This is a genomic window from Bacillus sp. FSL W8-0640, assembly GCF_038007725.1.
In the GTDB taxonomy this organism is placed as follows: Bacteria; Bacillota; Bacilli; order Bacillales; family Bacillaceae_G; genus Bacillus_A; species Bacillus_A cereus.
This window is the reverse complement of the sequence record NZ_JBBOXT010000001.1, coordinates 2,359,098-2,375,116: the sequence shown is the minus strand read 5'-3', so window position 1 is coordinate 2,375,116 and position 16,019 is coordinate 2,359,098. Positions and strand designations below refer to the sequence as shown.

Genomic DNA, 16,019 nt, shown 5'->3' with positions numbered 1-16,019 from the left:
TTATGCTTTGTTTGCTACATCAATACCATTAAAATCAAAGTCAGCAGTAACCGTTGTAACCGGTGGGAAAATTGCTTCAATTTTGCAAATGGAAATAATTACTCCAACCGATCCAGGAATAGCCGCAAGCCTAACTACATCACAACTTACAGACGAAACAATACCTACATAAGTACGTCCCTCTGTATTAATTTGAACTGTTCGATTAATTAATTTCTTAAGTTCATCTCTAATTCCTTGTACACAAGAATTATCACATTTCTCATGCTGTTCTTTTTTACACTCTTCGAATACTTCCCAACAATCATCTTGTTTACATGTACACTTCTTTTTACAATTATTAAATCGAGAACCCAATACCTCACCCCCTAATCCTTTCTATTAGTAAAGTATGTCCACTAGCTTAAAAGGGTACGAGGCAAACACATAAAAAGAAAAAAACAAACAATTGTACCAAACTTTCTTTTCATTATTCATTATAAAAACAGACTTCTCCTAATTAAAAGCTTTTTAATGAGCGGCCGTGAATTTAGTCCTACTCCATTTAATGTTTAGACACCACTTTCTAAAACAAACCTTTTTTCTTTTAAATAAGACGCCCCTTAAAAACACACTAGATTTTCCCATTAACTCACATATACATAGACTTTATTTGTGGATTTCCCATTTTTCATTGTGAAATATACATTTAAAAAGCGTACTCGAAAATAAGATATTATTTGTAATCAGAACATTTTCTTCAACAAGTGTTTATTGAAAAATACCATAACTAGTAGTAGTTCTCTCCACTTTCTCTTAAAAATTAGCATAGTTTGTATGAATTCTATATCGAGTAGAAGACACTCTATCATATAAAGATAAAATAGTAGGTTAATAAACAAGCAATTTTTTTATTAAAACATAGAATAATATGAACACTATTGAAAGGAGGTAGAAATAAATGTCCTGGAAAAATGATTGCTGGAGTTCTCAGAAAAAGCATTGTTGTGATGATTGGTGGAAATCTAAAGAAAAACATCATTGTGATGATAATTGGAGTTCTCAGAAAAAGCATTGTAATGATGATTGGTGGAAATCTAAAGAAAAGTGTCATTGTGATGACGATTGGAGTTCTAAACGAAATAAGTGTCGTTGTAAATGTTTCTTTATTTGTTGCCATTGTAAAAGGAAAAATTGGTAATATTTTCGATGCCAACTTAAAGGAAAGAATATGTCTTTTGGAACCGATAAATACTAGAATGTATTATACAAAAAGCTGAATGAATATAATCAGCTTTTTATCAATGAACACGTAAAGATTTCAACAGACATATGTATTTACTGATTAGGTGGGCTATTAAGAAAAAACAAGCTAACTCTTATAAATCGATTTTTAATTACTTCACGTACGTATAAAGCTTTAGATGCCCTCATTACTTCAGACGAATTCACCAGTATTTTCAGCAAAAAATTCATGGAATCTTTAATTAGTCGAGTACTTTCATTGCCTTCAGAAACCCCAGAGACAAGCGGGGTTTCTTTTATTTAAATAAAGATTTTGTTTAAACTTTACAAAACTCACCTATATTAAAATATCTTCTAAAATCCTTATTGAACATTTATAATACTATTAAACGGTTTAAATTCGACAATCAGTAATGGAGGCATTTTAATGGGAAACATCCCAAAAGTATCATCACACCAATCAAATCCTAATATACCCTCACAGCAAGTGAATCCTAATACCCAACAAGGTAGTATAAAAAAAACAAGACGCCGTATTATAACTACTTTGGCTTTTATATTACCTATAATTTTTGTCCTTCAATATTCTCTGAATAACCAACAAGAAATGATTAAAGAAAAACAAATCACACTTAATACGGAACAACAAAAATTATCTTCTGTAAAGAAGGATGGTCATTCCCTTAACAAGGATGTCAAGGCTTTAACAAGTAGTGAAGAAGAAATTTTAAAATTCGCAAGGAAACTGTATGGATTTTCCAAACCGAATGAAACTATATTTCAAATAACTGAATAAAATTACACGGCATTACCTAAAAGGCGATTTGAAGATAATCGCCTTTTTATATTTAATTTCTAAAGGAATCATACTAATCTCTCTTTCTATCATATAACTACTTTGTTTAATTTGTTAAAATAAAACCGCTTGTCCGTTTCACTTTGCTCTATCATTACATTTACTATTAGTAATACGATTTTTAGAGGTGATAAATAATGGACGAGTTTTTATCTTTTGCTGCACTTAATCCCGGTTCTATTGGACCTACACTTCCAACTGTTCAACCTTTTCAATTCCCTACCGGTCCCACCGGTTCTACAGGAGCTACTGGATTAACCGGATCAACTGGACCGACTGGGCCAACCGGATCAACCGGACCAACTGGACCAACCGGATCAACTGGATCAACTGGATCAACTGGACCAACTGGACCAACTGGATCAACTGGACCAACTGGACCAACTGGACCAACTGGACCAACTGGACCAACTGGACCAACTGGATTTAATCTTCCTGCTGGACCTGCATCTATTACCTTGACTTCTAACGAAACTACAGCATGTGTATCCACTCAAGGAAATAATACTTTATTTTTTTCGGGTCAAGTATTAGTAAACGGTATTCCTACTCCAGGGGTAGTGGTCAGTTTTTCGTTTAGTAACCCATCTCTTGCTTTCATGGTTCCTCTTGCTGTCATTACCAATGCCTCAGGTAACTTTACCGCTGTATTTCTAGCCGCTAATGGGCCTGGAACAGTAACCGTTACTGCTTCACTTCTTGATTCTCCTGGAACAATGGCTAGCGTCATTATTACCATTGTGAATTGTCCGTAATGATTTTATTTTTAAGAACTAAGCAATTTCTAATAAAAAGAGCACTGATTTTATAGCGCTCTTTTTTTATCATTTGGATGTGCCTTTCAAATTAAATTTCGTAACAGCCTATTAAAATAACGCTTTTATTGAATTTCATCCTTAACAAAATTTAATTACTCCAATGAATAAACATGCCACAGTATCGTATTTTAATAAAAACTATAAAACAGACATACTTAACACTAATAGTAGAATTTTTCTTCTTCATCAAATTCACTTCTTTTCTTTTTATAAACATAAAAAAGGATCTCTATTTATACAGAGATCCTTTCTAACTTTATAATTTACTAGACTGTAACCCCTGAATAAACGGAACTACTTCAGGATTTACAAGTGAAGACAAATCACCTAATTCTTTTCCTAAGTAAGCTGCTTTAATAACACGGCGCATTACTTTAGAATTACGTGTTTTCGGTAAATCTTCTACAACGTGGATGTCTTTAGGACACAACGCTTTTCCAATATGAGAGTTTACTAAACTCATTAATTCTTTCTTTAATTCTCCTGTGAATGTTACATGATCTCTTAATACTACAAAACAATGACAAACTTCACCTTTTACTTCGTCAGGTACACCAATTGCAGCAGCTTCAATTACATCGTTATGTTTCACAAGAATAGATTCATATTCAGCAGGTCCAATACGTTTACCTGCAATATTTAACGTATCGTCTGAACGCCCTGTGATGATATATTGTTCACCATCGTAAATGACCCAGTCACCGTGGACCCATTTATTTTCAAAACGTGACCAATATGTGTTCACGTAACGTTCATCATCTTCCCAGAAGCTTTTCGTCATACCTACCCAAGGTTTCTCTAAGCATAATTCTCCGACTTCATCTCGAATTGGTTTACCTTGATCATCCAGTACGACAGCTGCCATTCCTGGTAAAGATGCGTTAAAACTAATCGGTGCGATTGGCTTAATAAGAACATTACCGAAAATCCCACCAGAAATTTCAGTTCCACCTGAGTAGTTACAGATTGGAACATTTCCTTTTCCAACTGTTTCAAACAGCCACATCCATGGATCAGGATTCCAAGGTTCTCCTGTTGATGCGAATACTTCCAAACTCTTTAAAGAATGTTTATTGACATACTCATCACCTTTTGCCATTAATGCTCGGATTAACGTTGGCGAAATACCTAGATGAGTAATCTCATATTTATCAACTGTCTCCCATAACCGGTCTGCTTCTGGGAAGTCTGGAACACCTTCGTACATAACCATCGTTGCTCCATTAATGAGTGAACCGAATAATAGAAACGGCCCCATCATCCAGCCCATATCAGTTACCCATAATACACGATCACCTTGTTTAATATTCATTCCAAATCCTGCATCAAAAGCTGCTTTCAAAGGAAATCCTGCATGCGTGTGTACTGTTCCTTTCGGCTTACCAGTCGTTCCTGATGTATAAATGAGCATCAATGGATCATCACTTTGCATTTCCTCTGCATGTATGAATGGTTTTTCTTTTTCTAGCGTACTCCACGAAAAGTCATAGTTATGTGGTGTAAAATCATTTCCTGCATGACGAACGATAACAACTTTTTCAACAGTTGGGCAATGTTCACAAGCTTTATCTACTTCATCTTTTAAAGAAACAATTTTACCGCGACGTGAAAATCCATCTGCGGTAATAATCATTTTTGAACCTGCCGCTTGCACACGTGTCATAACTGCATCAGACGCAAAGCCTGAGAATATTGGTGAAATAATTGCTCCGATTTTCATTACAGCTAGCATCGCAACAACTGTTTCTGGAATCATCGGCATATAAATTGTTACACGGTCACCTTTCTCAATACCCGCGTGTTTCAAACCATTTGCAACACGGCTTACCCAGTTGTCAAGCTCTTCATATGTAAATGATTTTGAAGTTCCATTTTCCCCTTCGTACTGAAGTGCTGGCTGTATTCTCGTCTCTTCATCCGCAAGCCAGCGGGATAAAGCTGATTCTACAACGTTACATGTTCCGCCATTATACCACTGTGCAAACGGTGTACCATTTTCTAAATCTAACACTTCTGTATAAGGTTTCATCCATTGATAGCCTACTGCTTTTTCTGCCTCTCCCCAAAACCAAGCTGTTTCCTCAATAGATTTATTATAAAAAATTTCATAGTCTTCATATCCCAATGATTTCATCCAACCATATAAACGTGTTTTTTCCTTGTACTCTTCTGTTGGAAACCAAACTGCTTGTTTCAATGTTTTCCCCTCCTTAACTTTTTGAGCAAGAAAGCCCTAAATAGGGCTTTTAAACTGGATATACAGGATGTTTACGATCTGTGAATACTTGATATTTACTCATATACATTTCGAAACGTCCTTTTAACTCTTCACGTAAATTGTTTGGATGAACAATACCATCAATCACCATCTCTGATGCTAAGTGGTATATATCAATATCTTTCTTATACTCTTCACGTTTTTCAGCAATGAAGCTAGCACGCTCTTCTTCTGGTAAAGCTGCAATTTTATTTGCATATACAGCATTAACCGCAGCTTCTGGACCCATTACCGCAATAGAAGCTGTCGGTAATGCCAGACAGCAATCTGGTTCAAATGCTGGACCTGCCATCGCATATAAACCAGCGCCATATGCTTTACGAACAACGATAGAAATCTTCGGTACAGTCGCTTCACTCATTGCAGAAATCATTTTTGCACCGTGGCGAATAATACCAGCACGCTCTACTTTTGTACCGATCATAAATCCTGGTACATCCGCAAGGAATAATAATGGAATATGATATGCGTCGCATAAATTAATAAACTTAGCAGCTTTATCAGCTGAATCATGGAATAATACGCCGCCCTTCATACGCGGCTGATTTGCAATAATACCAACTGGCTTACCATCAATACGTGCTAAGCCTGTAATTAGCTCTTGAGCAAATAATTTTTTTACTTCATAGAATGAACCTTCATCAATAACTCTATTAATGAGATCTTTCATATTGAAAGGAGCATTTTGATTTTCTGGAATGATTTGTTCTAACGTTTTATCGAATTGTTTCGGTTCTTGAGGTGTAACCAATGGAGTCTTTTCTAAGTAGTTATTTGGAAAATATGAAATGTATTGTCTTGCTTGTTTAATCGCATCTTCTTCTGTCTTACATAAAACATCTCCGCATCCTGATACAGAGCAATGCATACGAGCTCCGCCCATCTCTTCTAAAGTTACCTTCTCACCGATAACCATCTCAGCCATACGAGGAGATCCTAAATACATAGATGCATTTCCTTCTACCATCATTACAACGTCACAAAAGGCTGGAATATACGCACCACCAGCTGCAGAAGGTCCAAATAACAAGCATACTTGAGGAACTTTACCTGATAACTTCACTTGATTATAGAAGATTCTTCCTGCACCGCGGCGCCCTGGGAACATTTCTACTTGATCTGTAATACGCGCTCCAGCAGAGTCAACTAAATAAAATAACGGAACACGTAGTTTTTCAGCTGTTTCTTGAATACGTAAAATCTTTTCAACTGTGCGTGATCCCCATGATCCAGCTTTTACAGTAGAATCATTGGCCATTACACACGCAGTACGACCATGTATTTTACCCGTTGCCGTTACAACGCCATCCGCAGGTAAGCCTGTTTGTTCACAGTTAGCAAATAATGCATCTTCTACATATTCGCCATTATCAAATAGAAGCGCTAAACGATCTCGAACGAATAATTTTCCTTTTGCTTTATTTTGCTCATGATATTTCGGTGCCCCGCCTTGTTTAATTGTTTCAACTCGTTCTTCAAATGAATTAGATTGTTGTTTTTGGTCTAACATATTTACTCCCCCTTATACATCGGTTTGCGTTTTTCTTTGAATGCCTGTAATCCTTCTATTCGATCTTTCGTATGGATTACACCTTCATACGCTTGTTTTTCCATTTGTAATCCGGTATGTAAATCAACTTGAATACCATTTGAAATTGCCTCTTTTGCTAATCGAACAGCAATAGGTCCATTACTAGCAATTTTCTCTGCTATTTCAATCGCTTTCTCTTCAAGTAAATTAGCTGGTACAACAAATTCTACTAAACCGTATTCTTTTGCTTCTTGCGCTGAAATACGTCTACCTGTATAAATTAATTCTTTCGCTCTACCAACACCAATTAATCTCGGTAAGCGCTGTGTACCACCTGCTCCTGGTATAATTGCAAGTGTCGTTTCAGTAAGACCAAGACTTGCAGATTCAGCAGCAATTCTAAAATCACAAGCTAAACTTAATTCCGTACCACCACCAAGTGCAATTCCATTTATAGCAGCAATAACTGGCTGTGGTAATTGTTCAACCATCTCCATAGTAGTGCGAATCATACTAACAGCATGGCGAACTTGTTCTTCATTCATACCGGCACGCTCTTTTAAATCTGCACCAGCACAAAATGCTTTTTCACCAGCACCAGTCAAAATAACTACACGTGCGTTTGAATCTTCACTTATTTGAGTTAATATCGTTTGTAGTTCATCTAATAATGCCAAAGATAATGAGTTTGCTTGTCTTGCACGATTTAACGAAATCTTTACTACGTGAGGTGTTACATAATCAACTGAAATGTTTTGTAATTGTAGCATCTTCTCACCTACTTATCGTTTTATGTTGAAGCGCTCTATACACATGACTCGGTAATTGGATATTCAACTTACTTTGAATAAATTGACTAGCTCTCAATAACTTTTCTTCGTCTATATTCGTTTGGACTCCTAATTTATGGAGCATATGTACTAGGTCATCAGTGGCAACATTACCTGATGCTCCTGGTGCATAAGGGCAGCCCCCGAGTCCACCACAAGAACTATCAAACGTTGTAATACCGTATTCTAATGATTTAACTACATTCGCTAGAGCCATTCCATACGTATTATGAAAATGCATGGCAAACTGCGAAGCATCATACTTCTTTAATAGATGTTCTAATACTTGTTCTACTTGTAATGGATTCGCTACACCGATTGTATCCCCAAGAGAAACTTCATAAATGCCGTATGAAAATAGTTGATTACATAATTCGTCAACTGCTGCGACACTTATATCCCCTTCATAAGGACATCCAAATACAGTAGAAACATAGCCTCTTACCTTTTTCCCTTCGAATAATGCCTGTTTTGTTATATCTTCAATTACAACTAATGCTTCTTTAATCGATTTATTAATATTACTTTTATTATGAGATTCACTTGCTGATAAAAAAACATTCACCTCATCTACATTTTGCAAAAAAGCTCGTTCCAAACCATTTTGATTCGGAACAAGCGCAGCATATGTAACATTTGGATCCCTTTTCAGCTCAGAAAATACATCATTTGCATCCGCTAATGCAGGGACCCATTTTGGGTGAACGAATGAGGAAACTTCAACATACGACAATCCTGCTTCTGTAAGTAGTTGAATCCATTTTACTTTATCTTTTGTGCCAACAATCTTTTTTTCATTTTGTAAGCCATCACGTGGCCCGACTTCTTTAATGACAGCAAAATTAGGTAGTTTCAATTCGCTTCCCCCTATATCTCCCTATTCAATTTCTAATAATACATCTCCTTCATTTACAAAATCGCCTTCTTGCACATTAATTTTCATAACTGTGCCAGCTTCTTCTGAAATGATTGGAATTTCCATTTTCATAGATTCCAAAATGACGACATCCTGCTCTTCCTCTACTGTATCTCCTACTCCTACAACAATCTTCCAAACGTTTCCTGCCATCGATGCGTATACTTTCGTCATCATTTTTTCCCCCTTAATATTGTTAAATCTTATTTTTTAACGAGTTGTTTCGTTACAAAGCCTGTTGTATAAATACCCTCTTTGAACACTTCGTCTTCCAAAACTTGCAGTAGCATTGGTGTGTTCGTTTTAATACCTTCTACTTTTAATTCCTCTAGAGCATCATGTAATTTTGAAATTGCTTCTTCACGAGTCTCGCCATGTGCAATGACTTTCGCAATCATTGGATCATAGAAAGGTGTAATCGTTACATGATTTTCTAAGAAGTGATCAATCCGTACATTTGACGGTAATGTTAAATCTGTAATTTTCCCAGGTGACGGGAAGAATGTTTTCGGATCCTCTGCATAAATACGAGCTTCAATGGCATGACCACTACGTTTTACATCATCCTGAGTAAATGATAGTTTCTCTCCACTTGCAATCAGAAGTTGTTGTTCTACAAGGTCTAATCCCGTAATTTCTTCTGTCACTGGATGCTCTACTTGTAATCTCGTATTCATCTCTAAGAAATAGAAGTTCTTCTGATCATCTACAAGAAACTCAACTGTACCTGCATTTGTATAACCAAGTGCTTTGGCAGCTTGTACAGCAACTTCTCCCATCGCCTTTCGTGTACCTTCATCTAAAAATGGTGAAGGTGCTTCTTCGATTACTTTTTGATTTCGGCGCTGTACCGAACATTCACGCTCCCATAAATACACTGTGTTACCATGTGTATCTGCTAAAAGCTGAATTTCAATATGATGCGCGTCTGCTATATATCGCTCTAAATACATTTCTCCGTTACCGAAGAAGTTTTGCGCTCTCGTTTTATTACTTTCAAACGCTTTGGTGAGCGTTTGCTCAGTTTCCATCAACTGCATACCAATGCCTCCGCCGCCTGCGGATGCCTTAAGCATTAATGGATAACCAATTTGTTTTGCAATTTCAATTGCTTCTTCAGCAGTTTCAATATTTGTAGTAATACCTGGGACTACTGGGACATCTGCTGCTTGCATTGCGATACGTGATTCGATTTTACTTCCCATCTTCGTAATGATTTCTTCTGAAGGACCGATAAATACGATTCCTTCTTCTTTGCAGCGAACCGGAAAAGACGGATTCTCTGATAATAAACCATAACCCGGATGAATTGCTTCTGCATTTGTCTTCTTAGCTATTTCAATAATTTTTTCAAGGTTTAAATAGCTTTCTTGGACACGCGGTCCACCTACTAAGTAAGCTTCATTTGCCATTTTCACATGAAGGGCATTTTCATCTGCTTCAGAATAAATAGCAACAGTGCGAATGCCAAGTTTTTGACAAGTTTTCATAATACGAACAGCGATTTCCCCGCGATTCGCAATTAATATTTTTTGAAACATAGTGATTCCTCCCTTTTATCTACATCCTAAATGTCTAGCAATTACGAGACGTTGAATTTCAGAAGTTCCTTCACCAATTTCTAATAGTTTCGCATCACGAATATGTCGTTCAACTTCATATTCACGCATATAGCCATATCCACCATGAATCTGTACTGCTTGATTCGCAATACGGCTTGCCGCTTCCGATGCAAATAGTTTTGCCATTGCCGCTTCTTTACCGAAAGGTTTATCGTTATCTTTTAACCAAGCTGCTTTATGTACTAAATTGCGTGCTAGCTCTACTTCAGTCGCCATATCAGCTAATTTAAATTGAATCGCTTGGAAATTAGAGATTGACTTTCCAAATTGTTGACGTTCTTTCGCATATTGCAATGCACGTTCAAAGGCTGATTGCGCAATACCAACTGCCAATGCTGCGATTGAAATACGTCCTCCATCAAGTGTATATAAAAATTGTTTAAAACCTTTATTTACATCACCAAGAATATTTTCTTTCGGTACACGAACACCATCAAGTACGATTTCACAAGTATTAGAAGCGCGAACGCCCATTTTATCGTAAGGACTAGAAATCGTTAATCCTTCACTCGTAGTAGGTACGATAAATGCTGAAATGCGTTTTCTACCATTCTCTTCAACACCGTTGACAGCGGTTACAATAATGGTATTTGCATACTCTGCGTTTGTAATCCAACACTTCTCACCACTGATTACATACTCATCGCCATCTAGTACCGCTTTCGTTTGAGTACCACCTGCATCTGATCCAGCATTCGGCTCCGTTAATCCGAAGGCACCTAATGTTTTACCTGACGCCATTGGAACTAAATACTTTTGTTTTTGTTCTTCTGTACCGAAATAATAAATTGGAGAAGCACCTAATGAAATTGTTGCAGCATAGCTTAAACCAGTGCCACCACAAGCGCGACCAATTTCTTCAACTGCTAACGCATACGATACAGTATCGCCACCTGAACCTCCATACTCTTCTGGGAATGGGATGCCTAATAATCCTAGTTCGCCCATTTTTTGAAATGTTTCATATGGAAACTCTGCAGTTTTGTCATAATATACAGCTTTCGGTGCGATTTCCTTTTCAGCAAAGTCACGTACCATTTCTTTAATCATTTGTTTTTCGCGAGTTAGAGTAAATTCCATTCCGCTACACACCCCTTATCGAATATTGAGTTTCGACAGCGTGCGAGTTTCTACTACAAACATAACAACTTAAAAGACAAGAATATTAGTTAGACAATTGCTATAATTCTGTCATAACTTAATTTTAAAACAGATTCTGTACTAATGCACAAAAAAATTCCTACATTGTTCTACAACAACATAGGAGATTTTGTGTCGAATTATGTAATTTATTGTTTAATAATCTCTACCTTTTCCCGAATCAGAAATTTCTACTAATGCTTCAGGGTATGGTTCGAAATACGTTTGTCTTAATAAATACTTTTCATCAAATCGAATGGCCCATGATTTTAAAATTGTAAGTAAACTACTAAGTGGTATTTTCTTTTCTGCATACTTTTGTAACAGTTCTATAAAATGATCTTTTTCTTGTTTTTTTAGCTTTGTTTTAAAGTATCCAAAAATGTGCTCGCATACATTTACATTCGATGTATAGCGGGGGGTGCGCATAAATAATTCATATAAAGTCTTCTCATAGTTTTCAAATACAACTTCAATCTTTTCATTTTTGTGATTTGCAATTATACGCCCTAATTCCTTTTGTTTCACTTGATTATATGCCATAAATAAATATTTATTGTCCGACTGAAACGATACAAGGTCTTTCATATTTTTATTATGTTTAATCATTTTGTAATATGCGATTGTAAATAGTCTTGTAAAGAAATGCTCTCTAATAATAAAATTCGACAATCTGCCTTCCTCTTCAATAGGAAGATGCGAAAATTTTTTTACTACTGCTCCGCCAAATAAGCCCGATCCTTTTCCCTTTGCTGGCGCTTTTTCAAAACCAGAATAAATTTTCACATCACGCGTACCACAACTTGGTGAACGATTCTTTAAAATAAAACCATCCACATCCGATATCGTTTGTAAAAAGTCATTTGAAAACTGCTCCATTTTTTCAGTTACATCTTCTCGTGTCGACGGTTGCACAAGTCTGTTCTCACCATTTTCTTCTACAATTCGTATCGTTTCACGAGGAGTTCCCAATCCAATCTCCACTTCTGGACAAACAGGTATAAATGTAACAAATGGCTGCAAATTTCGTATTGTTACATCTGGAATCATCTCTCCATTATATCGACAAGCATCAAATTCTAAACATTTACTTACGACGATTGTAGGTTTTGCAAATTGCCGCATCTCATTACCTCCTTAGTGCTAGTCCGTATACTATAAATTGTACTAAGATTAACATTTTAAGCAAAGTTTGATTCATTTATTTTTATGAGAAATATATATCCAATAATATATTAACAATCATTCAACTCTATTTTCAATAAATGTGCGCCCTATTATACTGGTTTAGATATTGTGAAATGAATAATACACAGATGCTCCGGAGAAATTAATGATTAAGAAAGGAGGGAATTGTTATGAAAAAGAAATTATCATCTATTTTAAGTGTTTTAGCACTCTCTATTATGTTTTTAGGTACATCTGCGCAAGCTGAATACGATGGAAATAATATGAATAGAGTGAATAACACTGATATTTCAACTCGAGTAAATGACAATAATTTAGACAGAGTTAATAATGATGTAAGAACTCGAAATGTAAATACAACAAATGATTTAAATGATAATCGTGATAGAAATAATAATTGGGCTTGGCTTGGTTTATTAGGACTAGCAGGATTATTAGGTCTTAGAAGAAGAGACAAAGAAACACGCTGATTTAGAATGTTTTTAATAAACAAGTACTTATTTATCAAAAATATATAACGAAAATAAATCGCCTTTTTAAAGGCGATTTATTTTTACTTAAAAAGTAATATATGTAATTCACACTTCGACGATTAAATTCGTGGAGTTAATCCATACAATATAAATTGAATCGTATTTTCAATTTCCGCTTCATCATCCCATTTTTCTTCAGGCAATAATAAAAATCGTGTTAATAATAAACCTAATACAGCTGATAAAGTAAGACGTAGTACGGAAGATGGTGGTATCTCAATAATCTCTCCTTCTTCTTGAAATTTCACAATCAACTTTTTGAAATGTGAAAACAGTTCTGTTTCTACTAATTGCTGTATTTCATTTTTTAGTTCTGGTTGAAATGGTACTTCTTGAATTAATATTTTTATCATAGGAAAGTGTTTTTGAGCAAATTTAAATCTATTATGAATTACAACTCTTAAAAGTCCTTCATACGATTCATACTCTGATTTAAATATTTCTTTTGCAAAGGTTTGTACGAAAAATGGTGCAACGAACTTAGTTAAAGTTGGCATTACGACCGCTAGTAATAAATCTTTTTTCGTCTTATAGTAGCGGAAGATGGTTCCTTCCGCTACACCAGCACGCTTTGCAATTTCACTTGTTGAAGTTGAAGCGTATCCTTTTTCTCCAAACATATCAACAGCCGCCTCTAATATTCGCATTTGACGTTCATTTCGTTTATCCGTATTAGTTGCAGCTATTAATTCCTCCAGCCAATCCTTCTGCATTTATAAAGCTCCTTTTTGTCATTATTATATTTTGCGATGTTTCTTTAAAGCAAATACATTTCCTACTGCAAATAATAGTGAAAAAAGTAATAATACAGTAAGATCTAATGCAATCTCTGTAAACCCTTGATTCCGAATCATCACTTGTCTCATTGCGTCAGCGCCGTATGTGAGTGGAAATACTTTCCCTAACATTTGTAGCCACTTATTCATAGATTCCATTGGAAACAATCCAGAAAAGAAGATTTGTGGCACAATAACAAGCGGTATAAATTGAATCATTTGAAATTCATTATTTGCGTATGCCGATAAAAACGTACCTAATGTTAGTGCAGTTAAAGAGAGCATACATGTAATAAGTAGCGTTAGCCATATGGAGCCAGCTACGTATAAATCTAAAATATAAACGGAAAAGCTTACGATAATAATGGATTGTATAAAGGCAAAGATTCCAAAACCAATAATATAACCTGCGACTATTTCCCATCTTCTTACTGGGGTGGATAATAACCTTTCTAGCGTACCACTTAAACGTTCTCTTACGAAAGATACACCTGATAATATAAATACAAAGAAAAATGTAAAGAAACCAATTAATACAGGACCAAGCCCATCAAACATCGTAAAGTCTTTAGAGCCATGTAAATAATTTACTTCAGGTTTCATAATCGATACATCATTCTTCTCTGTGCTTTTTTGCAATACTTGAAGTACAGCACGATTTTTTGACGAATCACTACCTTCCAACAGAAGTTTCATTTTTCCATTCTCTATTCGAAATACTGCATCTACCTTTTGTTTTTCCAACTCAGAAATCGCCTTTTCCTTACTGTATTCATAAATTGACGCTTCTTGATTTTTCATCACTTTTACTATTTGAGCGGGCATATCAACAACAGCAATTTGCGGTATATAGTCTTTCTGTGTAAACACTAGTGACAAAAGCCAAAGTAATAACATCGGCGCTCCAAACATCATTGCTAACGAACGCTTATCTCGAAAAAATTGACGAATAATACGTATAATTACACCAGTAACTCTCATGATGGCACCACCTCTTCTAGCAAAAAGACATCTTCAATCCGTCCAGATGACACGCGTTTTTTCAATTCTTCAGTTGTTCCAACCGCAACTAGTTTCCCTTCTCTAATTAACCCTAGACGCTCACAAAATTCAGCTTCATCCATAATGTGCGTCGTTACAATAATCGTTGTGCCTTTCTTTTTAAGATCATAAAATTTTTCCCAAATCGTTTTTCTAAGAAGCGGATCTATCCCCACTGTAGGCTCATCTAAAATTAATATTTCTGGTTCGTGAAGGAGCGCTATTGCTAATGATAAGCGTTTTTTCATTCCACCTGAAAATTGTTGTACTTGCTTTTTCATATACTGTGACAATTGTACAAGTTCAAAAACCTCTGCAATTCTTGTCTTTTTACGTTTTCCCTTTAGTCCATACATCGTTGCTATAAAATCTGCATTTTCATATGCTGACAATTCTTCGTATAATGCATCCGCCTGGGCCATATAACCAATTCTTTTCATTTCATTTAAATTAGGCATATTAGTATTATTAACAAGCACTTCACCTTTCGTTGCCTCATTAATACCTGCAATCATTTTAATGAGCGTTGTTTTCCCCGATCCAGAAGGTCCAACAAAACCAAAAATTTCTGCTTTTTCAACTTGCAATGAAAGATTGTGTAACACTTCTTTTTTCCCAAAACTTTTTGATACAGTCCGTAAAATAATGGAAGGTTGTTGCACGTTTCATCCTCCTTTTCCAATAAAATGAGTGAGTACTCACATTTATTTTACCCTTGCTTAATTATATGTCAAACTTCATTGATTAGTATGTATGTTCAATCAACGATATTAAACAATGAAACAGAGTCGACATTAGAATTTCATTTCCTAAAGTCGACTCTGTTTCATTTAAACTATAAATTTCACTTTACGTTTTTAAATTCATATACTTCCGAATTCTAGCAACATCTAAAGAATATTCAATAACTAATTGCTGTAACGGTAAAATAACTGTGTCAGGATATAAATGTGCATATTGTAATGTTTCTGCATATTTTTCTAACCTTTTTTCTAAATACTTTATTATTTGATCAGGATGACTTACTAATAAACATTTACAATAATAATGTATTTGTTCCTCAATCGCCGTGTATTCTTCAATTTCATATTCTTTATGCATGTGTACACCCCTTTAAGTTTTTTACATGAATTACTTATCACAATTTTCACTCGACAAATTTTAAGTTTTTTGATTATTTACACTATAACAAACAATCAGGGTCAAATTTTGTTACTTTATGTAACGTAGAAAATTTTTAACAAAATTGTAATGTTAACTCCTGCA

The 16,019-nt window shown here is 35.4% G+C and carries 18 protein-coding genes and 1 pseudogene; 4 read left to right on the top strand and 15 right to left on the bottom strand.

Annotation, left to right across the window (positions count from 1 at the left end; all coding sequences use genetic code 11):
* The gene (locus N2V80_RS12240) at positions 1-357 is read right to left on the bottom strand and encodes a hypothetical protein (RefSeq protein ID WP_061655398.1); all 357 of its coding nucleotides are present in this window, start codon (positions 355-357) and stop codon (positions 1-3) included.
* Between the two features lie 563 nt (positions 358-920).
* Between N2V80_RS12240 and N2V80_RS12235 the strand changes: the two genes are divergently transcribed.
* From N2V80_RS12235 to N2V80_RS12225, 3 genes and pseudogenes are all read left to right on the top strand, one after another.
* The gene (locus N2V80_RS12235; RefSeq protein WP_061655399.1) at positions 921-1,259 is read left to right on the top strand and encodes a hypothetical protein; all 339 of its coding nucleotides are present in this window, start codon (positions 921-923) and stop codon (positions 1,257-1,259) included.
* Between the two features lie 392 nt (positions 1,260-1,651).
* Positions 1,652-2,020 carry an FtsB family cell division protein gene (locus N2V80_RS12230; RefSeq protein ID WP_000526886.1) on the top strand — a complete coding sequence of 123 codons (369 nt, stop codon included), beginning with the start codon at positions 1,652-1,654 and terminating at the stop codon, positions 2,018-2,020.
* A gap of 197 nt (positions 2,021-2,217) precedes the next feature.
* Positions 2,218-2,274: pseudogene (locus N2V80_RS12225) on the top strand (exosporium leader peptide-containing protein); the annotation flags it as partial.
* 17 nt (positions 2,275-2,291) lie between these two features.
* Here the strand turns inward: N2V80_RS12225 and N2V80_RS12220 are convergent.
* From N2V80_RS12220 to N2V80_RS12175, 10 genes are all read right to left on the bottom strand, one after another.
* Positions 2,292-2,573 (bottom strand): hypothetical protein, encoded by a 282-nt coding sequence (locus tag N2V80_RS12220; protein WP_061655400.1) that lies wholly within the window; start codon positions 2,571-2,573, stop codon positions 2,292-2,294.
* A gap of 30 nt (positions 2,574-2,603) precedes the next feature.
* Positions 2,604-2,819, bottom strand: a complete 216-nt coding sequence (locus N2V80_RS12215; protein WP_000236250.1) for a hypothetical protein — start codon at positions 2,817-2,819, stop codon at positions 2,604-2,606.
* Positions 2,820-3,154: 335 nt separating this feature from the next.
* Complete coding sequence (locus N2V80_RS12210; protein ID WP_000806459.1) at positions 3,155-5,095, bottom strand: AMP-binding protein; 1,941 nt, start codon at positions 5,093-5,095, stop codon at positions 3,155-3,157.
* A 49-nt stretch (positions 5,096-5,144) separates the two neighbouring features.
* Positions 5,145-6,686 carry an acyl-CoA carboxylase subunit beta gene (locus N2V80_RS12205; protein WP_000886742.1) on the bottom strand — a complete coding sequence of 514 codons (1,542 nt, stop codon included), beginning with the start codon at positions 6,684-6,686 and terminating at the stop codon, positions 5,145-5,147.
* 2 nt (positions 6,687-6,688) lie between these two features.
* Positions 6,689-7,477, bottom strand: coding sequence for an enoyl-CoA hydratase (locus N2V80_RS12200; protein ID WP_000939793.1), 789 nt, complete (start codon positions 7,475-7,477; stop codon positions 6,689-6,691).
* A 4-nt stretch (positions 7,478-7,481) separates the two neighbouring features.
* Positions 7,482-8,393 (bottom strand): hydroxymethylglutaryl-CoA lyase, encoded by a 912-nt coding sequence (gene mvaB, locus N2V80_RS12195; RefSeq protein ID WP_000775433.1) that lies wholly within the window; start codon positions 8,391-8,393, stop codon positions 7,482-7,484.
* Between the two features lie 21 nt (positions 8,394-8,414).
* Positions 8,415-8,630: an acetyl-CoA carboxylase biotin carboxyl carrier protein subunit gene (locus tag N2V80_RS12190; protein WP_001987345.1), complete on the bottom strand. Its 216-nt coding sequence runs from the start codon at positions 8,628-8,630 to the stop codon at positions 8,415-8,417.
* A gap of 26 nt (positions 8,631-8,656) precedes the next feature.
* Positions 8,657-9,994, bottom strand: coding sequence for an acetyl-CoA carboxylase biotin carboxylase subunit (locus N2V80_RS12185; protein ID WP_000486742.1), 1,338 nt, complete (start codon positions 9,992-9,994; stop codon positions 8,657-8,659).
* A gap of 15 nt (positions 9,995-10,009) precedes the next feature.
* The gene (locus N2V80_RS12180) at positions 10,010-11,155 is read right to left on the bottom strand and encodes an acyl-CoA dehydrogenase (protein ID WP_000397282.1); all 1,146 of its coding nucleotides are present in this window, start codon (positions 11,153-11,155) and stop codon (positions 10,010-10,012) included.
* 216 nt (positions 11,156-11,371) lie between these two features.
* Positions 11,372-12,340, bottom strand: a complete 969-nt coding sequence (locus N2V80_RS12175; RefSeq protein ID WP_001248645.1) for a YbgA family protein — start codon at positions 12,338-12,340, stop codon at positions 11,372-11,374.
* Between the two features lie 233 nt (positions 12,341-12,573).
* On the opposite strand from N2V80_RS12175, the gene N2V80_RS12170 reads away from it, so the two are divergent.
* The gene (locus tag N2V80_RS12170) at positions 12,574-12,873 is read left to right on the top strand and encodes a WGxxGxxG family protein (protein ID WP_000728151.1); all 300 of its coding nucleotides are present in this window, start codon (positions 12,574-12,576) and stop codon (positions 12,871-12,873) included.
* Between the two features lie 122 nt (positions 12,874-12,995).
* Here the strand turns inward: N2V80_RS12170 and N2V80_RS12165 are convergent, their stop codons facing one another.
* The 4 genes from N2V80_RS12165 to N2V80_RS12150 all read right to left on the bottom strand — a co-directional run bounded on the left by N2V80_RS12165 (position 12,996) and on the right by N2V80_RS12150 (position 15,854).
* A complete protein-coding gene (locus N2V80_RS12165; RefSeq protein ID WP_001168197.1) occupies positions 12,996-13,649 on the bottom strand; it encodes a TetR/AcrR family transcriptional regulator in 654 nt (217 codons plus the stop codon).
* 24 nt (positions 13,650-13,673) lie between these two features.
* Positions 13,674-14,693: an ABC transporter permease gene (locus N2V80_RS12160; protein WP_001266728.1), complete on the bottom strand. Its 1,020-nt coding sequence runs from the start codon at positions 14,691-14,693 to the stop codon at positions 13,674-13,676.
* Positions 14,690-15,415, bottom strand: coding sequence for an ABC transporter ATP-binding protein (locus N2V80_RS12155; protein ID WP_001187071.1), 726 nt, complete (start codon positions 15,413-15,415; stop codon positions 14,690-14,692). Before N2V80_RS12155 ends, N2V80_RS12160 begins: the two co-directional genes overlap by 4 nt.
* 187 nt (positions 15,416-15,602) lie before the next feature.
* On the bottom strand, positions 15,603-15,854 hold the full coding sequence (locus tag N2V80_RS12150; RefSeq protein WP_000548621.1) for a hypothetical protein: 252 nt from the start codon (positions 15,852-15,854) through the stop codon (positions 15,603-15,605).
* Positions 15,855-16,019 lie beyond the last annotated feature (165 nt).